This window comes from Pantoea sp. GbtcB22 (assembly GCF_019091025.1).
In the GTDB taxonomy this organism is placed as follows: Bacteria; Pseudomonadota; Gammaproteobacteria; order Enterobacterales; family Enterobacteriaceae; genus Pantoea; species Pantoea leporis.
In genome coordinates this window covers 274,657-295,493 of the sequence record NZ_JAGXKB010000002.1, presented here as the reverse complement: position 1 = coordinate 295,493, position 20,837 = coordinate 274,657, and the positions used below count along the sequence as shown (strand labels likewise).

At 58.5% G+C, this 20,837-nt stretch carries 18 protein-coding genes and 1 riboswitch; of the genes, 8 read left to right on the top strand and 10 right to left on the bottom strand.

Features of this window, described 5'->3' with window-relative positions:
• Window positions 1–24 precede the first annotated feature (24 nt).
• The 3 genes from KVT28_RS09235 to KVT28_RS09225 all read right to left on the bottom strand — a co-directional run bounded on the left by KVT28_RS09235 (window position 25) and on the right by KVT28_RS09225 (window position 3,433).
• A complete protein-coding gene (locus KVT28_RS09235) occupies window positions 25–792 on the bottom strand; it encodes a 3-oxoacyl-ACP reductase (protein ID WP_217547905.1) in 768 nt (255 codons plus the stop codon).
• A gap of 113 nt (window positions 793–905) precedes the next feature.
• The gene (locus KVT28_RS09230) at window positions 906–2,354 is read right to left on the bottom strand and encodes an acyl-CoA reductase (protein ID WP_217547903.1); all 1,449 of its coding nucleotides are present in this window, start codon (window positions 2,352–2,354) and stop codon (window positions 906–908) included.
• Window positions 2,351–3,433, bottom strand: a complete 1,083-nt coding sequence (locus KVT28_RS09225; protein ID WP_217547901.1) for a long-chain fatty acid--CoA ligase — start codon at window positions 3,431–3,433, stop codon at window positions 2,351–2,353. Before KVT28_RS09225 ends, KVT28_RS09230 begins: the two co-directional genes overlap by 4 nt.
• Before the next feature lie 101 nt (window positions 3,434–3,534).
• Window positions 3,535–3,662: riboswitch (TPP riboswitch) on the bottom strand.
• A gap of 123 nt (window positions 3,663–3,785) precedes the next feature.
• Here KVT28_RS09225 and KVT28_RS09220 point away from each other — a divergent pair.
• Window positions 3,786–4,052 (top strand): DksA/TraR family C4-type zinc finger protein, encoded by a 267-nt coding sequence (locus KVT28_RS09220; RefSeq protein ID WP_008110643.1) that lies wholly within the window; start codon window positions 3,786–3,788, stop codon window positions 4,050–4,052.
• A gap of 577 nt (window positions 4,053–4,629) precedes the next feature.
• On the opposite strand, the gene KVT28_RS09215 is transcribed toward KVT28_RS09220, so the two are convergent.
• Genes KVT28_RS09215 through KVT28_RS09190 form a run of 6 tightly spaced genes read right to left on the bottom strand, consistent with a single transcriptional unit; the run spans window position 4,630 to window position 12,180 of the window.
• Window positions 4,630–5,856, bottom strand: coding sequence for a M20 family metallopeptidase (locus tag KVT28_RS09215; protein WP_217547898.1), 1,227 nt, complete (start codon window positions 5,854–5,856; stop codon window positions 4,630–4,632).
• Between the two features lie 10 nt (window positions 5,857–5,866).
• Entirely contained in the window at window positions 5,867–7,504 is a 1,638-nt protein-coding gene (locus KVT28_RS09210) for an ABC transporter ATP-binding protein (protein ID WP_217547896.1), read from the bottom strand.
• Window positions 7,504–8,331, bottom strand: a complete 828-nt coding sequence (locus tag KVT28_RS09205; protein ID WP_137387073.1) for an ABC transporter permease — start codon at window positions 8,329–8,331, stop codon at window positions 7,504–7,506. Before KVT28_RS09205 ends, KVT28_RS09210 begins: the two co-directional genes overlap by 1 nt.
• The gene (locus KVT28_RS09200; RefSeq protein WP_007885920.1) at window positions 8,324–9,271 is read right to left on the bottom strand and encodes an ABC transporter permease; all 948 of its coding nucleotides are present in this window, start codon (window positions 9,269–9,271) and stop codon (window positions 8,324–8,326) included. Before KVT28_RS09200 ends, KVT28_RS09205 begins: the two co-directional genes overlap by 8 nt.
• 9 nt (window positions 9,272–9,280) lie before the next feature.
• Complete coding sequence (locus KVT28_RS09195) at window positions 9,281–10,879, bottom strand: ABC transporter substrate-binding protein (protein WP_217547893.1); 1,599 nt, start codon at window positions 10,877–10,879, stop codon at window positions 9,281–9,283.
• Window positions 10,880–10,899: 20 nt separating this feature from the next.
• A complete protein-coding gene (locus KVT28_RS09190) occupies window positions 10,900–12,180 on the bottom strand; it encodes a M20 family metallopeptidase (RefSeq protein WP_217547891.1) in 1,281 nt (426 codons plus the stop codon).
• Window positions 12,181–12,259: 79 nt separating this feature from the next.
• Between KVT28_RS09190 and KVT28_RS09185 the strand changes: the two genes are divergently transcribed.
• The 3 genes from KVT28_RS09185 to KVT28_RS09175 all read left to right on the top strand — a co-directional run bounded on the left by KVT28_RS09185 (window position 12,260) and on the right by KVT28_RS09175 (window position 13,649).
• On the top strand, window positions 12,260–13,030 hold the full coding sequence (locus tag KVT28_RS09185; protein WP_110867130.1) for a GntR family transcriptional regulator: 771 nt from the start codon (window positions 12,260–12,262) through the stop codon (window positions 13,028–13,030).
• Window positions 13,031–13,160: 130 nt separating this feature from the next.
• Window positions 13,161–13,394 carry a YgdI/YgdR family lipoprotein gene (locus KVT28_RS09180; protein WP_007885913.1) on the top strand — a complete coding sequence of 78 codons (234 nt, stop codon included), beginning with the start codon at window positions 13,161–13,163 and terminating at the stop codon, window positions 13,392–13,394.
• A gap of 27 nt (window positions 13,395–13,421) precedes the next feature.
• Window positions 13,422–13,649: a YgdI/YgdR family lipoprotein gene (locus tag KVT28_RS09175; protein ID WP_101761264.1), complete on the top strand. Its 228-nt coding sequence runs from the start codon at window positions 13,422–13,424 to the stop codon at window positions 13,647–13,649.
• 74 nt (window positions 13,650–13,723) lie between these two features.
• On the opposite strand, the gene KVT28_RS09170 is transcribed toward KVT28_RS09175, so the two are convergent.
• Window positions 13,724–14,509, bottom strand: a complete 786-nt coding sequence (locus KVT28_RS09170; RefSeq protein ID WP_217547889.1) for a MipA/OmpV family protein — start codon at window positions 14,507–14,509, stop codon at window positions 13,724–13,726.
• Window positions 14,510–14,633: 124 nt separating this feature from the next.
• Here KVT28_RS09170 and KVT28_RS09165 point away from each other — a divergent pair, with 124 nt between their 5' ends.
• From KVT28_RS09165 to KVT28_RS09150, 4 genes are all read left to right on the top strand, one after another.
• Complete coding sequence (locus tag KVT28_RS09165; RefSeq protein WP_101761262.1) at window positions 14,634–15,329, top strand: response regulator transcription factor; 696 nt, start codon at window positions 14,634–14,636, stop codon at window positions 15,327–15,329.
• The gene (locus KVT28_RS09160; RefSeq protein WP_217547886.1) at window positions 15,326–16,510 is read left to right on the top strand and encodes a cell wall metabolism sensor histidine kinase WalK; all 1,185 of its coding nucleotides are present in this window, start codon (window positions 15,326–15,328) and stop codon (window positions 16,508–16,510) included. Before KVT28_RS09165 ends, KVT28_RS09160 begins: the two co-directional genes overlap by 4 nt.
• An 89-nt stretch (window positions 16,511–16,599) precedes the next feature.
• Window positions 16,600–17,745 (top strand): efflux RND transporter periplasmic adaptor subunit, encoded by a 1,146-nt coding sequence (locus tag KVT28_RS09155; protein WP_217547884.1) that lies wholly within the window; start codon window positions 16,600–16,602, stop codon window positions 17,743–17,745.
• Window positions 17,742–20,807, top strand: a complete 3,066-nt coding sequence (locus KVT28_RS09150) for an efflux RND transporter permease subunit (protein ID WP_217547881.1) — start codon at window positions 17,742–17,744, stop codon at window positions 20,805–20,807. Before KVT28_RS09155 ends, KVT28_RS09150 begins: the two co-directional genes overlap by 4 nt.
• Window positions 20,808–20,837 lie beyond the last annotated feature (30 nt).

The following is a 20,837-nucleotide window of genomic DNA, read 5'->3' as shown; positions in this document are numbered from 1 at the left end:
CGCCATAAATGGCGACCGTACGGTTCAATTCATCACTAATCCGCCATCAACGTACAACGTTTGTCCGGTGACAAATTCGCTCCAGTCGGAGGCGAGAAACAGCACCGGGCCGGTAACATCTTCCGGTCGCGCGATGCGCCGCAGCGGGGTTTGCGCCGTGAGAGAATCGCGCACCGCTTCGCGCGTTGCCTGGCTGGCATCGGTGGGATACACCAGGCCGGGCGCCACGCAGTTTACGCGGATCCCTAGCGGGCCCAGCTCCGTCGCCAGCGTGCGGCTAAAGCCGGTTAGCGCCGCTTTCGCGGTGATGTAATCGTGGTAAGGCACCGAAGGACGCGCCACCAGATCGCTGGTGAGATTAACGATGCTGCCGCGCACGCGCGCACGCATCAAAGGCAGCGCCGCCTGGCAAACGTTATAGGCGGCTTTTACCGCGCCATCGAACTGTGACTGATAGCCCGACCACGACGTTTCCCAGAAACGTGAACGATTTTCAGTGTCGAAAACGTAAGGTGCGAAAGCGTTGTTGATCACCGCATCAAGACGGCCGGTGGCGTTGACGATCTGCTCCATCATCGCGTTGACCTGCTGCTCAGAGGTGACATCGGCGGCAATAGCCAGCGCATCGCCGCCCAATGCGCGGCACTCCTCAACCACGCCCGCAGCAGCAGCTTCATTGCGCAGATAGTTCACCACCACAAATGCGCCCTCAGCGGCGAAGGCTTTAGCGATCGCCGCACCAATGCCGCGGCTTGCGCCGGTTACCAGAACTGTTTGGTTGGAGAATTTCATTTTGGCTCCAGGTTGATATGGTCACGCAATATCTGTAGCGGCGCGATTTATCGCGCGCAGTTGATTGATACGCAATAAATTAGCGGCTACGGTATGTACGATCTGTTACCGCGTCACTCCGCATACGGTGCGTAACGCTCGGCAGCGGCTTCTGCGCCCTGCTCGATCTCCGTGATGGTCACCAGATCGAGCAAACTAAAGCGTCCATCGTGATGCCAGCCCGCTTCCGGCGAGGTCATATTGCCGAACGCCGCGATGCGCGTAACGCCCACTTGCCCGAGCAGAGCGGAAATGCCGAACAACGCCTGCGGCGTGGCCGCCACGCCTGCGGTTTGCAGAAAATGCCGCTGCTGCGCCACTAAATCGACCACTTCCTCCAGCGCATCCACGCACACCACTTTCAACGTACGGCCTAATGCCGCCGGCGATAAAGGCTCCGCATGATCAACGCTCACCACCGCCCAATTGTCTGCCGCCTCGCCGTAAAGCCTACGATCGCCGCCCAGCGCCCGAATCTCCTCGCCATTACGCCACGCGGCAATGCTGTTGATCTCTTCGCTCGCCAGCGGACGGCGCGGATGTTTGTGCGCCAGCGCGGCGAGTTCATGGGCGATGTAGCTGGCGAACTCATCCGGCGACACCTTGCCGCCGCGCTCGACAAACAGCATTTGCGGCGAGTAACAACCGGCCTGGTCGTAACGCATCACGTCGTAAGCCACGCGACGCGCCAGCTCCGCGCCTTGCCGTACATTCAGCGCCGAACGCGCCACCATTCCGAAGCTGATTTTATGGCCGTGCGGCAGAAAGCGCGTGGTAACTGGCAAACGCTGTTGGATCGCCGCCAGCGTTGAATTTCCACCATAAGCCACCAGCGCATCGGGCTGACGCAGCCACGTTAGTTCGGTTTGCGCATCGCCGCCTTTCCACCACACCACCGCGATACATTCGCCCAGTTTCGGATCGATCTCCGCCAGCAACTGCGCGAACCAACTTGCCATCAGCGGCTCATTGCCTGGCAGTTTACCGATGGTGCCCGCCTTAACCAGCAGACCGCAAATCAAACTCCACAGCGGCAAGCCCGGCACGTTGCCCGCCCAGATATGCATTAACAATTGCGGGCCAAATGCGCGCGCAAAGCCGCCTTTGGGGCGCGGCTGGAAATCGTCGAGCATCTGCGCATCGGCGAAATCCTCCGCCAGAAAGCGCTTCAGCTGCGGCTGACGAAAGGTTTTCAGATAGCCGGTAAGGCCAAGCCGCACCATCTCGGCATCGTAACCGGTGACGATGGGCAGCAGCTTTTCGGCCTTGATGCGCAGTGGATGATGACGATCGAGCAGTCGCGCCACCGCTTCATCAATGATGCCCATGATCTGCGCCACGCTCAGCTGCTGGAGATAAGCGCGGGCGTTGGTGCGGATGCGCGTTGCGAGCGCCTTTATCTGCGCGTCATCAAGTTGCGGAACGCAAACCTCGAGGCTTTCGCCACGATGATTGAAACTCAGCGTGTGCCAATGCACTTCGTCAGCGGAGAGGCCCGGCAGATGTCCGGCAATTTCTTTCACGACTGTGCCTGCGCGCTGGCGAGAAACGCTTCCATGGTCAGCGAACAGCCTTTGGCATCAGCGCCAGTCGCGCGTCCCAGCAGATGGAAACCGCCGGGCACCCTCACGCCCGCATCTTCCGTTAGCAAGGCGGACACCGAGTTGAAATGCGCCAGATCGTGATGCACCAGCACGCCAACTTCGCCGTCCGGCACATCATCACCGGTAAGCGGATTGACCACGCGCGTGCGGATCCAGTGCGGCCCGGATTTCACCGGCGGGCAGCGCTCATTGCCCGCGTCGTAAAACTGCGTGCTGATTTCCGTCATGCCGTACATGTTGATGCAGTGGGAACGCGGAATGCCGAAGGCATGAGAGAGCGAAGCGTAGAATTCTTCCGCGCCCATCTCGCGCGACTGGCCTTTGAAACCGCCGGTATCGAGAATGCGACTGCCTGCCGGCAGCGCGAAGCGGCGTTTTTGGCGCTGCATGTCATCCAGCAGAGGCACAAAGCTGTAACTGGCGCCCAGCAACGCGTAGGGTTCGCCACCTGCTTCGGCCTGTTCCAGCGCACTGAACAGACGACTGGTTTCGAGGCCATGTTCGCCCACCATCACTTCACTGTCCGGCGTGCCACACTCCTTCATCGCCAAATCAAGATAGGTCGCCAGCGAGGAGTTCGGCATCGCCACGGTATCCGGGAACAAAATGCCCATGCGGATGCGATCGCGGCCCGCCATAAAGCGACGGCGGAAATTGAGCAGCATCGATTTTTTCCACACCTCCAGCGTCGAATGGTAACTGCGCCCTTTTACCGTGCCGGTGGTGCCGCTAGTCATAAAGATCTCGGTAATTTGCTCGGTGGGACGGCAGCTGAGCGTCAGATCTTTGAAGGCATTAATCGGGATGGCGGGAATGTTGCGCCAGTTTTTCACCGTCAGCGGCGTGCGTCCGCGCTGAGTGGCGAAGCGGCGATAAGGGGAATTGTGTGTGAACTGATAAGCGAAGATTTCGAGGGCCAGCTGGTTGAAGTCGTCGTCTGAGCTATCTTCGCGCTGCAGGAATGTCAGCAGAGCCTGGATGATGTGTGTTTCGTTCATGTGCGTCGCCACCTTTGCGATTGCGCAGAGACTCTCAGGCAACGCCTGAAGAGCGCGAACTGTCCGCTACAAAGCACAAAGAGGGAATCAGGGCGCGATATCGCCCTGCGGTTCCGCATCCCTACGCCGGTATTAGCCGGATCAGGTTCGGAGGGTCACTACGTTGCCCGCGCATACACACCAGCCGGTAGAATCTCAGCCCCTTAACAGAGCACCCCTTGGAACAAGCCGCAGTCTAGGATGGCGCGCGATGATGTGTCAACCATGTTAAATACGCGTGAAAATTTGAGCTGCCCGGCATAAATCACGTCATGTCTTATACTCAGAGCATGAGTATTTGCGGAGGTGAAGTATGGCTGGCGGTTGGTCAGAAGACGGTGCGGTGCACAAACAAATTGATGCCACGGTAGATGATGCGGTGGCCCGCGCTCGTGAAAATCTCGGGCACGGTGAAAGTGCTGAATTTTGCGACGAGTGCGGCGAACCGATCCCGGAAGCGCGTCGCGCAGCATTGGCTGGCGTGCGTTACTGCGTGAATTGCCAGAGCAAGATCGATAAAAAACAGGCGGCGATCAGCGGTTATAACCGCCGCGGAAGTAAGGATAGTCAGTTGCGGTAGTTATTTAAATTAATGATTCACTAACACCGGAATGCGCACCTGAATACACAGGCAATTCATTGCTACGTGGTATTGCAGGTAAATGCTTAATCAATCAGTTCAACGTCTGCGTCATGCTAAATCCGATTAGCTCTCAAATTAATAACCGCACATACCGTAGCGTCGCGATGTATCGCGTAATGCTTGTCAGTTAAGCAAGCATTTTGCTTTTAATCTGGTGCGGGCGCTGCCACATCTGCTGCGGCAAATGAGCCCTTTTTAGCAGCACTCACTGAAGCTTCCGGGCAGGCCGGGGACGCTTTTGGACCGGCAATCCACAGCGCTGAACGAAGCGAGGAAGCCAGGAGAGCCCGCAGGACGCGGGCGAAAGGCGGAGCCGGGACAGGGACGTCCCGTCTCCGCCGGTCCGTCAGGCAAACGAGCGAAGTGAAGGTACCGCGCTAGCGGCGCGAGGACCGCCGGACCAAAAGTGGCCCCGGCCTGCGCACTCGTCGTTGGCTTAACTTACAAGCATTACTCGATGTATCGCGCGTTTCCATAGCGGCAGCACGCAGACGCATAAGCGCTTAAACCTGCATTACGCGGCCTCAACCGGCTGACAAATCTCCAGAATGGCCAGCAGATAGATGCGCACCATGTCGAGGAATTCACTGATTTCAACGCGCTCATCCGGCATGGTGTTGTATTTGCCGCCTGGCCCACAGACGATCCCTTCCATGCCCGCATGCTGATAGAGATGTGCCGCATCGGTGCCGAAGAACGCCGGAGGCGTGATCACGCCGGTGGGCTGTTCGGTGCCGCGCACGGTTTTCCAGCCGCGATTCACCGCTTTGACGATGGCGGACTCCGGTGACACTTCGAACGGTAACATGGTGGGTTTATCACGAATGCCATCATCATAAAGCTCGGCTTTCAGGCCCGGATAGCGTTGGCATAAGGCATTCAGCAGCGCCTGCAGATCAGCGAGCACACCTTCTACCGTTTGTCCTGGCGCGAAACGTGCCGAGCCTTTTAAGCGCACAAAGTCAGCCACCTGCGGCGGTCGCCACTCTTCCAGATCGCGGCCTAACGCGCCATGCACGGTACCGATATGCCCACGATTAATCTTGCGATGCTCAGCGGTTTTCGCGCCGCTAAAGGTCATGCCGTTAATCTGCGGGATCAGCTCGACGGCGGCGCTGATCGCATCCACCGCTTCTTCCCGTTTTGACAGATGGCGCGTATCGCCGGTGAGCTCAATAGTAAACATCAGCGAACCGGCGTGCATGGTCAGCGCTTGCAGATCGGTGGGTTCGGCATTGATGAAGTAGTCGGCGCGCACACCTTGCTCAATCGCCGCCAGCGTACCAATGCCGCCCTGCAACTCACCCACCACATAGGTCAAAATCACATCGCCTTTCAGCTTTACACCGGCATCAATCAGTGTTTTCAACGCGCAAAAATAGGCGGCATCGCCCGCTTTCATGTTCGAAACGCCAATACCGTAGATAAACTGTTCGTCGATTTTTCCTTCCCAGGGATCGACGGTCCAGCCTTCGGTGACTGGATTGGTATCCAGATGTCCGTTGAACAGCAGGCTTTTGCCGCCGCCGCTGCCTGCCAATCGTCCGATGGCATTCAGCCTGTCGCCGGGCACGTTCTGCAGTTCGGTTTCCAGGCCCAGCTGCGCCATCTGCGCGGCCATGTATTTCGCCAATTCACGCTCGCCATCGGTGGCGCTGTAGCTTTTGTGCTGCACCATTTTTGCCAGGAATGAGAGGCAAAAATCGCGATCGATATGATGAATCAACTGTTCAGGCTTCATGTTTCTCTCGTCATGCAACGGACTTGGATAAGTCGGGAATATGCACCGCATCAAGCAGTGCACGGGTATAAGGATGTTGCGCCAGCGCCGTCATGTTGTCGCCGGGCAGCACTTCCACCACGTCACCGCGATACATCACGGCGACACGATGGGCGATTTGGCGAATCAGGTTGAGATCGTGGGTAATAAACAGATACGCGGTGCCGTAGCGGCGGCGCAGTTCCAGCAGCAGTTCGATAATGGTGGCCTGCACCGAGACGTCGAGCGCGGCGGTGATCTCGTCACAAATCACCAAATCCGGCGGATTGGCAAACGCACGGGCGATAGCAACGCGCTGCTTCTGCCCGCCCGACAATGCATGCGGATAACGCTGCGCAAACTCCGCCGGCAAACGCACTTCCTGCAATAGGCGCGCGACCGCCTGCGCTTCGGTTTCACCTGCGGGTAAACCATACAACCGCAGTGGCCGTGCGATGATTTCGCCAATGGTCATGCGCGGATTCAGCGAGGCATCTGGATGCTGGAAAATCATCTGCACGCGGCGGCGATACTCTTTATCCATTTGCGCCCGGCCATGCAGCGCGTAGCCACAAAAGTCGAGCTCGCCGCTGAACGGCACCAGGCCGGTAATGGCTTTACCGAGCGAGGATTTGCCGGAACCCGATTCACCAACCACGCCGAGAATTTCTCCCTGATGAACGGTGAGCGCAACCGCATTGGAGGCGCGCGTGGTATTGGCTTCACGCTTCAGCAGACGATCAAGAAGACCTTGTTTGCCGTAGTCGATGGTCAGCTGCTTTAGGCCGAGTAACGGTTGGTTGCCGGGCGCGTCCTGCACCAGCCGGTGCTGCGGATTGGGTACCGCCTCAATCAGCTTGCGCGTATAGGCGTTTTGCGGCGCGCTAAACAGGCTGCGCGTGTCGGCCTGTTCGACAATGCGTCCCTGTTCCAGCACACAGACGCGATTGGCCACTTTGGCCACCAACGCCAGATCGTGCGAGATGTAGAGCGACGCAACGCCGGTCTCGTCGCGCAAACGCTCGTACAGATCGAGGATTTGCGCCGAACTGATCACATCCAGCGCGGTGGTTGGCTCATCAAAAATCATGCAGTCCGGCTGGCAGGCAAACGCGGTGGCGATCAGGATGCGCTGCTTCTCGCCACCCGACACCTGATGCGGATAGCGGCGCATCATGCGCGCCGGATTTTTAAGTTCAACGTCACGCAGCAGCGATTCGCCCATCTCCTGCGCTTCACGCGCCGATAAACCGCGATGGCGGCGTAACACTTCGGTGACCTGCTCACCTAATGTCAGCGTGGGATTGAGCGAGGCGCTGGGATCCTGAAAAATCATGCCGAGTTTGGCACCGCGCAGCGCTGTCAGTTTGGCCGCGGATAAAGTCAGCAGGCTCTCGCCGTTGAGACGAATATCGCCCTGCAGCTCGCGCGCATTGCCCGCCAGCCAGCGCATGATCGCCCAGCCGAGCGTGGTTTTGCCGGAACCCGATTCGCCCACCAGCCCCAACACTTCGCCGGGCATCACCTGCAGGTTGATGTCACGCAGTACCGGTAGCGCATGTCCTTTGGCTAACGCGTAATCGAGGCTGTAATTTTCCACCGACAGCACCGGTGTAAGCTTGTCACTCATCAGTGGCTCCTTGGGTTGAGCACATCACGCAGCCCGTCACCCAGTAAATTAAACCCAATGGCGACCAATGCGATGGCGAGGCCCGGAATCATCATCATCCACGGCGCATTAAAGAAGTAAGCGCGCGCTTCAGAGACCATCAATCCCCATTCTGGCTCTGGCGGCTGCGCGCCCAAACCCAGAAAACTCAGGGTGGCAAACAGCATGATGGCGAAGGCGACGCGAATGGTGGCTTCCACGATGATCGGCGCCAGAATATTCGGCAGCATTTCTCGCAGAATGATGTAGTGCCCGGCTTCGCCGCGCGCGATGGCGGCGTTGATGTAATCCTGCTGGCGGGCGGCCAACGCCACGCTGCGCGAGATGCGCACCATGCCCGGCACAAAGGCGATAGTGATCGCCAGCACCGCGTTCATGCTGCTCTGCCCAAGCGTGCTGACAATCAGCAACGCAAACAGCAGGCTGGGAATCGCCATCACCGCATCCATGGTGCGCATCATGAACTCATCAAATTTGCCGCCCAGATAGGCGCTGGCGGTACCGAGCACCGAACCGATTACCATCGCCAGCGCGGTCGCCAGCAGCGACAGTAGAATGGTTGAGCGTGCGCCCACCATCACGCGGCTGAAGATGTCGCGGCCCATCTGATCGGTACCAAACCAGTGTTCCGCGCTGGGCGGCTTATAGCGCGTCAGGATGGAGATCGATTCAGGATCAAAAGGCGCGACGTGCGCACCGCCCACCACCATCAGCAGCGCCAGCAAGATAATCAGCACGCCAGCGGCACCCTGCGGTGAACGCAGCAAACGTTTCAACATATCAGGCATAGGAGATCCGCTTATCGAGAGTGACATAGGCCAAATCAGCCAGGAAGTTCACCACTGAATAGGTCGCGGCGAGAATCATCACGCCAGCCTGAATGGTGGGCAGATCGCGCGCCTGCACGGCGACAATCAGTTCGCGGCCAATGCCGGGAATGGCGAAGATCTCCTCCACCACCACAATGCCGCCTAGCAGATAACCAACATCCAGCGCCACAATGGTGATGGTCGGCAACAAGCCGTTGCGCAGCGCATGTCGCCAGAGAATGCGGCGACGCGATAAGCCCTTTAGCCACGCGGCGCGGATGTAATCGGTATGCAACACATCGACCATTTCTGAGCGCACCATGCGCGAGACGTGCGCCACCAGAATCAGCGCCACGGTCACCGAAGGTAGAATCAGGTGCTGGATCCCGCTGACGAAGTTCTCACTGAGCGGCACATAGCCGGTGGCGGGCAAAATCTGCCAGACATCAGCAAACAGCAGCAGCACCAGCGTGGCGGTGACGAACTCCGGGAAGGAGATGCCGATATAGGAGATGACACTCACCAGCACATCGGCGGTTTTGCCACGGCGCACCGCCGCCCAGATGCCGAGGGGAATCGCGATAATCAGCATCAGAATTAAGGCGCACACCGCCAGCAGCAGCGAGCGTGATAATGCCGTCAGCAGCGTCGGCGCCACTTCAAGGCCATTGCGCATCGATACGCCAAAGTTGCCTTGCAGCGCCTGCGTCAGCCAATGCCAATATTGCAGCCACGCTGGGGCATCCAGCCCCAGACGTTCACGCACCGCCGCTAGCGCTTCCGGCGTGGCGTTTTGTCCCAGCAAGGTGACAGCCGCATCGGCCGGTAACAGTTGCGTGATGCCAAAAACCAGCAGCGACACCACTAACAAGGTGTAAACCATCAGCAGAAGGCGTTTGAGCAGATAACTTGCTGTCACGTTCGCTCCTTACGCTGCGCGCTTCGGCGCTTTGTCGGTTAACCAGATATGGTCAAGACGGAATACCGCACCGCGCGGATGCAGATGATAGCCACCGACATAATCGCGGCTGGCGGCGAGCAGATCGAAGAAGGTCGGGATCACCGATGGCACTTCGTCATGCATCAGCTGCTGCGCTTTGCCATACAGCGTTGTGCGCTGTGCTTCATCACGGGTTTCACGCGCCGCACTTACCGCTTTATCAAACTCCGCGTTGTTCCAGCGCGTTTCATTCCACGATGCGGTTGAGGTGTAGAGCAGCGAGAACACCGCGTCTGGCGTCGGCTGCATGTTGTAGAAGCCAACGTAGAAGTTGCCCTTCTTCCACACCTGATCGAGATAGGTGCTGTGCGCCATGGTCTGCACGTTGATGCGGAAACCGCCCTGTTTCGCCATCTCGCGCAGGGCAATGCCCAGTTGCGTGCGGGTGGCCGGTTTGTCGGAAGCGATAAGTGTTAAATCGATACCGTTGGGATAACCGGCCTCCGCCAGCAGCGCTTTGGCTTTGCTGTAATCCACCGCTTTTTTCGCCAGGTTGGCGAAGAACGGATACGCGCCGTTAATCGGCGTGTCGTTGCCCGGTGAACCCAGGCCATCCGCCACGAAATCCACCGACGCCTGACGATCAACGCACAGTGCCAGCGCCTGACGTACCCGAACATCGTTAAATGGTTTTTGGTCGCAGCCCATGTTCACATTGAGGAACTGGCCGGAGGCCACGCGCAGCGGCAGCACGCCGGAAGATTTGGACAGGCGCGCGAACTCGCTCGACTGCGCGCTCAGCATCAGATCGGTGTCACCGGAGATCAGCGCGGAACTCTCCGCGATGCCATCGGGATAGACCACCACTTCCACGCCATCCAGATAGGGACGCGCCGGATCGTAGTAATGCGGATTGCGCTTCACCACAATTTTGCGTTCTGGATCGTAGGAGACCAGCTGGAAAGGACCGGCGCCGAACGAGGCTTTGCTCAGCTTGTCATACTGACCTTGCACGATACTGGCGGGGATGATTTTCGCATCCGGATAAGCCAGCATCACCGGCAAATCGGCGTAAGGCGCATCGGTTTCAATCAAAACCGTGTTGGTATCTGGCGCGCTGACGGCGTTAATCGGCCCAATGTTATGCAGTGCTGGCGAGGCATTTTTCGGATCGAGCAGCGCCTGCAGGCTGGCGACCACATCGGCGGAAGTCAGCGCGGAACCGTCGCTGAACTTTAGGTTCGGGCGCAGGGTAAACGTCCACTGTTTAAGATCGGCGCTGGCCTGCCAGGATTGCGCCAAATCGGCTTCGGCTTCCATCTCCTGCGTCAGACGCGTTAAGCCGCTGTACAGCAGTTCCGCTACCAGATATTCCGGGTTGACGCGCACCTGATGTGGATTTAACACGCCGACGGCTTGATCAACGCTGATGCGTAGCACACCGCCTTTACGCGCCGTGCCGCCCGGCGTGGCGCTCGCCACCTGCGCGGCATGGGCCGAGAACGACCAGGGCAGCATCGCTGCGCCCGTCAGAGCGGTAGAACTGGCGATAAACTGTCTGCGGTTTAACCCTTTCATTGCGCACATCTTCTCTTCCTCGTGATTAGTTAATTACCCTGGGTTGGCTGAAAATCATCGGCGAGATACGCCAGAATGGACTGCGAAAGTGCGATCACATCTGCCAGCGTGGTGTACTCATCGGCGGCATGAATGCGGTTGTCAGGACGGGCGAGGCCGCCGAGTAAAATCTCCTGAATCCCGGCTTGCTGGACCCAGCCCATATCGGAACTGGTGGACGATCCCCAGGGTTTGAACTCGCTGGGTTGGAAGCCAAAACCCTGACTCAGCGCCGCCTGCCAGCGCGGCCAGTGCGGACCGTCTGGATTAGCGACCGGCGCCAGATGGCCAATCATTTGCAGCGTGACGTCGAGCGCGGGGCTGTCGCGCATCGCACTTTCCACACAGTGCGTCAGCTCCTGCCACACCGCGTCAAAGCGCTCTTCCGGCGCGTAGCGGCGGTTAATCAGCAGCTCAAACCGTTCTGGAATGGTTGATCCTTTGCTGCCGCCCTGCGCAGCGGCCAGCGTTAACAGTGACGTCAACGGTTTGCCGTGATAGTGCGGCGGAGAAGGCATCGCCGAGGTGCGTTGTTCCACCTCGAGCTTCAGCTGATAAAGCGCGTTCATCATTGGCAGCGCCGCTTCAATAGCATTAATGCCGTTAACCGGATCGCCGGAGTGCGCCGAACGTCCGGTGATAATCACTTTGAGATCGATGCTGCCAAAGCAACCGGCCCAGATGCGCGGCACCGCGCCGCCGTTGAAGCTGAGCAGATGACCGGAGAAAAGCTGTTGTTCCGCCAGATAACGAATGCCGGGATACAAGCCGCCCTCTTCATCGCTACACAGCAGAAATACCGGATTAAAACGCAGCGGGATGGCCGCCGCCTGTGCCGCGCGCACTGCCGCCATCGCGGCAACAATGGTACCTTTCATGTCTGCCGCGCCGCGCCCAAACAGCTTGCCTTCCGCTGCGGTCAGCGTGAGCGCTGGAAAACGCCAGCCATCGCCGGCGGGAACGGTATCGGTATGGAAATAGAGATTGCAGTTTTCAGCGGCACCGGCATCAAGCGATGCCAGCAAATTGACGCGTTCACCGTACGCGCTGCCGTCCGGTGCCTGCCATAAATGTTCCGGCACGGAGACGCGCGCAAAGTGAAAATCCAGCGGTGCTAACAAGTGCGTCATCACGTCAGCAAATGCGCCATAACCGTTGCCCGGCGGGAAGCAGGTATCCACCTCCAGCATCTGTTTTAGGTCATCCGTCATTTGCGCGCCGTCATGAGCAATCATCGCTAATGCGTTGTTAAAACGTGGATTTTGCGTCATAGGGTTATCGTCTGTTGTATTTCTATATAGTTTATAGATAATGCAATTCAACGACTGAGGTCAATCGGTAATCGGAAACATGCAAAAAAACTATGACGCGAACCACGCTCAACCTTTCGCCAGACTTAGCGAAGGTGAAGGTGCGCCGCTGTATGAAGTGGTCAAGCGCCATATCAGCGAATCGATCCTGCAAGGTGAACTGCCCGCAGGCACGATTTTGCCGAGTGAAAATAGCCTGGCGGCGAAGTTTGGTGTGTCGGTGGGCACAGTGCGCAAAGCGCTGGCGGCGCTGACCACGGAAGGCATGCTGATGCGACGCCGCAAAACCGGCACCGTGGTAACCGGCTGGGCGCCGCTGCACAATCTCAGCCACTTTTTCCAGTATTTTCGCCTGCACGATAAAACCGGCGGATTGCTGCAATCCGATACCCGATTACTGGATTATCAACTGAGTCTTGCCAGCGCCGACGAAGCAGAGAAACTGCAAATTGGTCAGGGCGATGAAGTGATCCGGCTGAAGCGTTTGCGTCGCGTGAAGGGCATCGCCGCGATGCATGAAACGCTGGTGCTGCCCTCGGCGCGACTGGCCGATTTCCCAGCAGCCGATCAGTTACCGCCGCTGCTTTATCGCTATTTGTTTGAGCGCTACGACCTGCGCGTCGCCGCCGTGCGTGAACAAATTACCGCTACGCTGGCGAACGAAGAGGATGCGGCGCTGCTGGAGCTGAGTTTGCCGCACGCCGTGATGGTGATTGATGAAGTGTCATTTGACCAAAGTGCCCTGCCGGTAATTTTGGCGCACCACCGTTTTAGTACTGAACACTTTATGTATGTGAATGAGATCCGCTAAGCGCGCGGCATGAACCGCCATCTGAGTAGGGTTAAACAGCGCAGATGCGCCGGGTTTCTGGCTGTTTCGGGAAAATGTTCTAAGCTATTTAGGTAGTTAAAACTTATTCCACTGAAAGGAACTCATCACGATGAAAAAAACAGTACTGGCAACGGCATTTCTTGGCACTTTTATGGCAATGACATTGACCGCTTGCTCTTCAAATCAGGCGATTAAGACCACCGACGGACGCACGATTGTGACGTCTGGTAAGCCGCAAATCGACAGTGACACGGGCCTTGTTTCTTACAAGGATGCGCAAACCGGTAAAACTGAGCAGATCAATCGCGACAAGATTACCAACATGAGCGAACTGGATAATTAATATCCTTTTAACAGCCTGGAGAGACTAATGAAAAAATCAATTTTGCTTTCTATTACTGCGCTTATTGCCCTGTCCGCTTTAACCGGATGTACGCGTACCTCGTACGCGATCCACACCAATGATGGACGCACCATCGTCACCGATGGCAAACCGCAGGATGCCGAAACCGGCCTGCTGGGTTACGTTGATGCCAATGGCGTGAAGCAGCAAATCAATAAAAGTGACGTGAAAGAGATTTCTGAAGTTCCGCATTAATAATCTTTCTCACTCAAGCCGCCCGCTGTAGTGGATTTCCTTACAGCGGTGCGGGCTTAAACACCATTCAAATCTTAAAACGTATAGGTCACCGCCGCTGTTGCGGTCAGCTGATTCTGCCTGAACACGATGGGACTGTCCGCCGCGTGATCGTCCAGCCACGTGTAGCCCGCACTTAACGCGCCGCCCCAATACTGGGTAAACTGATGACTCCATGTCAGGTCGGTTTCCACCCCATAAAATCCCGCTGCCGGTGAGTAAGTCGCATAGCCACTTTTCACGCTTTGACGCGCACTGACGCCGTACCAGGTTTGCATGTAACGCGCATCCCCAAATAGCGCGGACGTCTGCAAGGAAAGGCTATCCTGCTGGCTTTGCAGCGGAATTAACGTTACCGAGGTGCGATAATTCACGCCCTGACTGTCTGTCAGCGGCAGCACGGCTTTCGCTTCGAGGACCAGCCACGGCGAGACCGCCCAACCGGCCGCAATAGCGGTGTTGAGCGTGGCATTTATTATGCCCATGCCACGCAGCTTGTCAGAACCATCGCGCCAGTCGGAATCCTTGTCTGCCCTGCCCAGGCCATACCCTAGCGAATGCTCCAGATACAGACCGCTGTCGTTTTGCAGATCGTAGCCGACCCCCTTTTGCGAATCGACGAAAAAGGCACCTTTTCTGGCCTGCAACATCGGCACCGCTTGCCAGCGTTGCTTATCTGCGCCGCTGTATGTCGGCGTGGTCTGCGCGCCCACACCAATCATCACGCCATCCTGCGCTGCGCTGTCATCAGCGCGGCTGCTGGTACTGATACTGACCAGTAACAAACAGCCACTGTACAGCGCCTTTTTTCTCGTTATCATCGTGTCACCTCAGTTACCCATCTGTTTTTAGCCCCTTGCCCGGGCGTTGCGTCACGGATTGGAGTATCCCGAAGCATTGTCAATAACGTGCCAGGAATTTATGAAGAAACTGTCAAGGTGAGCCATGAACAACAGACGAGTATTGGTTATTGAGGATGATGCAGACGCGGCAGACGTGCTGGAAGCCTATCTGCTACGTGAAGGATACGCCGTGGAGATTGCCGGCGATGGGCATAGCGGACTTGAGCGCGTTGAGAAGTGGAAACCCGATCTCATTCTGCTCGACATCATGTTGCCCGGCATGAACGGCACCGAGGTGCTGGCTGCCGTGCGACGCCGCGCGGACACGCCGGTGATTATGATTACCGCGATGACCGACACGCCCGACAGAATCGGCGCGCTGCGCTTAGGCGCGGATGACTACGTCGTGAAACCCTATCATCCGGGCGAAGTGGTGGCGCGCGTGCAGGCGGTGCTGCGCCGCAGCCGGGCGGCCGTTGCGGAGGATGAAGTGCTGCGCTGGCAGGCGCTTGAGGTTAATACCGCCGCGATGACTGCAATGGTCGCGCAGCCAGAGCAACAGCCAACACGCGTTGAACTCACGCCAACCGAATTTTCCCTGCTGGTGACCCTGATGCGAGCGCCGGTGCGCGCACTCAGCCGTCACTATCTGATCGAAACCTGCATGCCTGAAAGCGAGGCGCTGGAAAGGGTGATCGACACACACGTTTACAACCTGCGTAAGAAGCTCGAAAACGCCGGTTTATCCGAGATATTACTCAACGTGCGCGGCGTGGGTTACAGGTTCAGACAGCCATGAAAAAGTCACCTCCTCAAACGCTGTGGCGCTGGATCTGCGTGCGTATTTTGACGCTGGCCATCGTCACGGTGATTGCCGTTGCCGGGATTATGTTCCTGCGCTTTGCGCTGCAAAACCTGTGGATCATCCACCATATGCCGCCGGCGATGCGCCAGGAATTTCTGACGCTGCGTGCGCATCCGCAAACCAATCTGCCGCGCTTCCACGAGATCGTTGATGAACGCTGGGGCGTGCGCTACTCCGATCCTTCGGTGGGTGCCGCTGACTGGCTGATGGTGATCATCCTGATTTTCATCATTACGCCGTTTGTTGCCTTCACCGTTCTGCGCAACGCCCGCCCGCTGGCGTTGCAGTTTAGCCACCTGAAAAAAACCGCTGATCGGGTATCCGAAGGGCAGTTTGGTTCCGCCGCCACCATTGTAAAAAGCGCGCCGGCGGAGCTGTTGCACTTCGCACACGACTTTAATCGCATGAGCCAGCAGCTGGCGCTCTACGATCGTGAACTGCGCGCCTCGCACGTGGCGCTGGCACACGAACTCCGTTCGCCGCTGACGGCCGCCATTGGCCGGTTACAAGGTCTGCTGGATGGCGTGTTTCAGCCCGAACCGCAGCAGCTGGAGATGATCATGAAACAGCTGCGCCACATGAGCCGACTGATCGATGAGCTCCACCTGCTGTCGCTGGCCGACGCCGGGCAACTCAAGTTGGATCTGCATGAGATCAACCCCGGAGAACTGGCGCGGGAGCGCGTGGCCTGGGTGCGACCGCAAGCCGAAGCCAGCGGCATGATCATCAGCGTGGCAGCAGACAGCACGCTCACCTGCCGCGCCGATCCCTTCCGTCTGGGTCAGGTGTTTAGCGTGTTAATTGAAAACGCGTTGCGCTATGGCAAACCTGCGGGCCAGTTGCAGATTACTGCCCGCGCGGTGCCGGGAGGCTGCAGCATCGAATTCAGGGATGATGGCCCCGGCGTGGCGCCTGAGTTTCTGCCCGAGATGTTTGAACGTTTCACGCGCGGTGAATCCTCGCGCGCGCGCCACTCAGGCGGCAGCGGGCTAGGCTTGTCGATCGCTCGCGCCATCTGCGCGGCGCACGGCGGCAGGATCAGCGCCAAACTACCCAAAGAGGGCGGCCTCAGCCTGGCGATTTTCCTGCCGGACGTCAGTCCGGCACCGTTTTAAGCGCTCTTGACAGGATCTTGACTCGCCGTACAACGAATCTCGACAGTTCGCCGTTTTAATGGCGCCAAATCCTTGTACGGAGTGGCGCCATGACTGACTCTTTCACCGGCCTGGTCAAACAGGCCGCCGACCATCTTATCGATGCACAACGCCTGATAACGTTACTGCCATTGTTGCCCTGCATGGTGGTCATCGCCTTGTCGCTGACTGCCTGCGGGCCACGCGATCCCTTACCACCCGCGCCTCCCCGACCGGTAAAATTCATCACCGTGAAGCCCGCCCTGCAAGGGCAACAGGTGCAGATGACCGGCGATATTCATGCCCACGACGAAACATCATTGGGTTTCAGGCTGGATGGGCGGATTCTGACGCGCCCTGCCGAAGTGGGCGATCGTGTTGACGCCGGTCAGGTGCTGGCAACGTTAGAGAGCAGCACTATCGCCAATGCGTTACGCAGCGCGATGGCGGACACCGACAGCGCGCGGGCAGCTGAACGCGTTGCGGCGCTGAATCTACATCGTATGAAACAGTTGATGCCTTCCGGTGCGATTGCACGGGCGCAGCTCGACAGTGCGCAATCCGATTGGCAATCCGCTGCGGCGCACCTGCAAAGCAGCGAAGCCGCACTCAACAGCGCGCAGGAAAATCTACGCTGGACGCAGCTGACGGCTCCTTTTAGCGGCGTGATCACCGCCGTCAGCGCCTCTGCCGGACAGGTCGTGAGCACCGGTCAAACGGTGATGTCACTGGCAAGCGGTGCGGGGCGGGATGTGGTTCTGGATGTGCCTTTCCCGGCAGCATTTTCCTCGCTCCCCAGCGATGCCTTTCGCGTAACTCTGCTCTCTTCACCGGCGATCGCCGCGCAGGCGCATCTGCGCGATATCAGCCCGCAGGCCGACCCGCAAACGCGGACCTGGCGGGTTCGATTAACGCTAGACGATCCACCGCCAGCGATGCTGTTGGGCGCCAGCGTCAGCGTGGCACTACCGGAGAGCGATCCCCGCACCTTTATCCTTCCTGCATCCGTGCTGACGCGCCTGGCGGACAAACCGGCGGTGTTTGTGCTGGATGCGCAGCACGGCAAGGTAACACGCCGCACGGTGGTAATTTCCCGCTTCACCGCCAGCGAAGTCTATATCGCAAGTGGTCTCACGGCAGGCGAAAGCGTGGTCACGGCAGGCGTCAGCACACTGCGCGATGGCGAAGCGGTTGCGCGGGGAGATGAGCAGCCATGAGTGAACCTTCCGCTCGCGATAAATTCAACCTTTCCGCCTGGGCGCTGGCTCATCAACAGCTGATGGCTTTTCTGATGCTGATGATCCTTGGCGCTGGCGTGCTCAGCTATCAGGCGCTGCCGCGCAACGAAGATCCCGCCTTTACCATCAAAACCGCCGTGGTCTCGGCGCAGTGGCCCGGTGCCGATCTCGACGATACGGTGCAACTGCTGACTGAACCGCTGGAGAAAAAGCTGCAGGAAGTGCCCTATCTGGATTACGTGCAGAGCGAAACGCATCCCGGTAAAACCGTTATCTTTGTCAATCTGCGCGACAGCACGCCGCCCGGCAAAGTGCAGGACATCTGGTATCAGGTACGCAAGAAAATGCAGGATGTCAGCTCCGCGCTGCCTGCGGGCGTTGCGGCACCGGCGGTCAATGATGATTTTGACGATACTTTTGGCACGATTTACGGTTTTACTGCTGAAGGATTTAGCACGCGTGAACTGCGCGATCGCGTTGAGTCGATTCGCTATCGGCTGATGAGCGTACCGGATGTCGGCAAAATTACGTTGCTCGGCGTGCAGGAGCAGCAGATTGTGGCGAGCTTCTCTCCGCGCACGCTCGCGGGAATGGGCCTGAGCCTGCAACAGGTCACCGATGCCTTGCAGGCGCAGAATGCCTTGTCACCCACAGGCGTCATTCGCACCGACAGCGATAACATCGCGCTGCGCGTCAGTGGTGCCTTCAACTCGGAACAGAGCCTGCGCGCCGTGACGCTGCACATCAACGATCGCTACATTCCCCTGACCGATATCGTCACACTGACGCGTGTGGCGGCGGAACCGCCAACGCCGCTTTATCGCGTCAACGGTAAGCCAGCGATTGGGCTGGCGATCTCCATGGCGCCGACCGGCAATATGCTGGATTTTGGCCACGCGTTATCGGACAAAATGTCGCGGATTGCCAGCCAACTGCCGCACGGAATTGAGGTCACGAAAGTGGCGGATCAGTCGCGGGTGGTCAACGACGCGGTTAGCGGATTTGTGCGGGTGCTCGGTGAAGCCATCTTTATCGTGCTGGCCGTCTCTTTCGTCTCGCTCGGGCTGCGTGCCGGTTTAGTTGTGGCGGCGGCGATTCCTCTGGTGCTGGCGATGACCTTTACCGGCATGATGCTGGCGGGCATTGGGCTGCAACGCATTTCACTTGGCGCGCTGATCATCGCGCTGGGGTTGTTGGTGGATGACGCGATGATCGCCGTGGAGACCATGGTCGCCCGACTCGAAGCCGGTGATTCCCGCTGGCGCGCCGCTACAGTAGCCTTTGAAACCACCGCATTTCCGATGCTCACCGGCACGCTGGTGATGATTGCCGGTTTCATTCCCGTCGGCTTCGCCGCGTCCGGCGCGGGGGAATATTGCTACTCGCTGTTTGTGGTGGTGCTGATCTCGCTGCTCAGTTCATGGGTCGTTGCGGTGTTGTTTTCTCCGCTGACCGGCAGCTGGATCCTGGCATCAAGGCCAGGTAAATCGCACGCTGAGCCCGGTTGGTTGCTGCGCCTCTATCGCCGTCTGGTTTCACAGGTGTTACGCCATCGAGGCTTGACGCTCGGCCTGGCGGGCGCATCGCTGCTGCTCGCCATCTGGGGCATGAGCCACCTGCAGGGCGAGTTTTTCCCGGCATCCGATCGCCCGGAGCTGCTGGTCAGCCTCACGCTGCCGGCGAACGCCTCGCAGGCGCGCACCTTAAGCGTGGTAGAACAGCTCGAAGCGAAACTCAGCGGCAACACCAATATCGACCATTTCTCCTCCTATAGCGGCAGCGGCGCCGTGCGTTTTTATCTGCCGATGGACGTGCTAAACGATGATGAAAACATCGCCCAGCTGGTGGTGGTAGCCAAAAATCTGGCGGCGAGGGACCGGTTGAAAGCTGAACTCGATCGCCTGCTGGCAGGCGATTTCAGCGATGTGGTGACGCGCGTATCGCCGCTGGAACTGGGTCCGCCGGTTGGCTGGCCGATCCGCTATCGCATCAGCGGGCCGCACTACGAGCGGGTGAAACAGTATGCGGAAAAGCTGGCCAGCATCCTCGGGCAATCCCGCGCGACGCGCAGCGTAAACCTGACAGCGGGCGAGCCGGAACGCGTCATCACCTTTGCGGTGAACCAAACCGCAGCCCGCGCGGCTGGCGTCTCTTCACAGGATATCGCGCAGCTGCTGAACCGCGTGTGGTCCGGTCAAAGCGTGACGACCGTGAGAGATCATAACCGGCTGGTTGATGTGGTGTTGCGCGCCAACGATGACGATCGGCTGGATTTAACCAGCCTCGCTGCGCTGAAACTGACCACGGCGTCAGGCGCGAAGATTGCCATCGGCCAGGTTGCGACACTGCAGTGGGGATTGCAGGATCCGGTGATGTGGCGTCGCCAGGGTTTTCCCTATGTGGTGGTACAAACTGATGTAGCGGCGGGCATGCAAGCGGAGACCACATCCGCGCAGCTCAGCGCAGATGTCCAGCAGCTGCGTGCCGGATTAGCGCCGGGTTACACCCTTGATGAAGAGGGCACGGTTGCCGAATCGGATAAAGGTAACGGCTCAGTGTTTGCCGTTTTGCCGGTGACGTTGTTTGTCATGCTGATACTGCTGATGGTGCAGCTGCAACGCGTATCGCGCATGTTGCTGGCATTGGCGATGGCGCCTTTTGGACTGCCTGGCATTGTTCTGGCGATGCTGCCCAGCGGCACGCCGATGGGATTTGTCGCCCTGCTCGGTATGATTGCGCTGGCTGGCATGATCATCCGCAACGCGGTGATCCTGATCATGGAAGCCGATAGCATTCTGCGTGCTGGCATGTCGCGCAATGATGCAGTAAGCCAAGCGGCTGAGCATCGTGCCCGCCCGATTCTTCTCACCGCCTGCGCCGCGATTTTAGGCATGATTCCCATCTCGCATCAGGTGTTTTGGGGGCCGATGGCCTACGCCATCATTGGTGGATTACTGGTGGGAACGCTGATGACGCTGACGGTATTGCCCGCTGCGCTCAGTCTGGTGATGCAGCGTGAATCAGCGTCTTCCGCTGAATGAAAAAGGGTTGGCTGGCATGGCGCCAGCCAA

What these genes read in the sequence shown, in the direction of transcription:
- KVT28_RS09235 (WP_217547905.1), bottom strand. Translation starts at nt 792, where the DNA reads ATGAAATTCTCCAACCAAACAGTTCTGGTAACCGGCGCAAGCCGCGGC.
- KVT28_RS09225 (WP_217547901.1), bottom strand. Translation starts at nt 3,433, where the DNA reads ATGAACGAAACACACATCATCCAGGCTCTGCTGACATTCCTGCAGCGC.
- KVT28_RS09220 (WP_008110643.1), top strand. Translation starts at nt 3,786, where the DNA reads ATGGCTGGCGGTTGGTCAGAAGACGGTGCGGTGCACAAACAAATTGAT.
- KVT28_RS09215 (WP_217547898.1), bottom strand. Translation starts at nt 5,856, where the DNA reads ATGAAGCCTGAACAGTTGATTCATCATATCGATCGCGATTTTTGCCTC.
- KVT28_RS09210 (WP_217547896.1), bottom strand. Translation starts at nt 7,504, where the DNA reads ATGAGTGACAAGCTTACACCGGTGCTGTCGGTGGAAAATTACAGCCTC.
- KVT28_RS09205 (WP_137387073.1), bottom strand. Translation starts at nt 8,331, where the DNA reads ATGCCTGATATGTTGAAACGTTTGCTGCGTTCACCGCAGGGTGCCGCT.
- KVT28_RS09195 (WP_217547893.1), bottom strand. Translation starts at nt 10,879, where the DNA reads ATGTGCGCAATGAAAGGGTTAAACCGCAGACAGTTTATCGCCAGTTCT.
- KVT28_RS09190 (WP_217547891.1), bottom strand. Translation starts at nt 12,180, where the DNA reads ATGACGCAAAATCCACGTTTTAACAACGCATTAGCGATGATTGCTCAT.
- KVT28_RS09185 (WP_110867130.1), top strand. Translation starts at nt 12,260, where the DNA reads ATGCAAAAAAACTATGACGCGAACCACGCTCAACCTTTCGCCAGACTT.
- KVT28_RS09180 (WP_007885913.1), top strand. Translation starts at nt 13,161, where the DNA reads ATGAAAAAAACAGTACTGGCAACGGCATTTCTTGGCACTTTTATGGCA.
- KVT28_RS09175 (WP_101761264.1), top strand. Translation starts at nt 13,422, where the DNA reads ATGAAAAAATCAATTTTGCTTTCTATTACTGCGCTTATTGCCCTGTCC.
- KVT28_RS09170 (WP_217547889.1), bottom strand. Translation starts at nt 14,509, where the DNA reads ATGATAACGAGAAAAAAGGCGCTGTACAGTGGCTGTTTGTTACTGGTC.
- KVT28_RS09165 (WP_101761262.1), top strand. Translation starts at nt 14,634, where the DNA reads ATGAACAACAGACGAGTATTGGTTATTGAGGATGATGCAGACGCGGCA.
- KVT28_RS09160 (WP_217547886.1), top strand. Translation starts at nt 15,326, where the DNA reads ATGAAAAAGTCACCTCCTCAAACGCTGTGGCGCTGGATCTGCGTGCGT.
- KVT28_RS09155 (WP_217547884.1), top strand. Translation starts at nt 16,600, where the DNA reads ATGACTGACTCTTTCACCGGCCTGGTCAAACAGGCCGCCGACCATCTT.
- KVT28_RS09150 (WP_217547881.1), top strand. Translation starts at nt 17,742, where the DNA reads ATGAGTGAACCTTCCGCTCGCGATAAATTCAACCTTTCCGCCTGGGCG.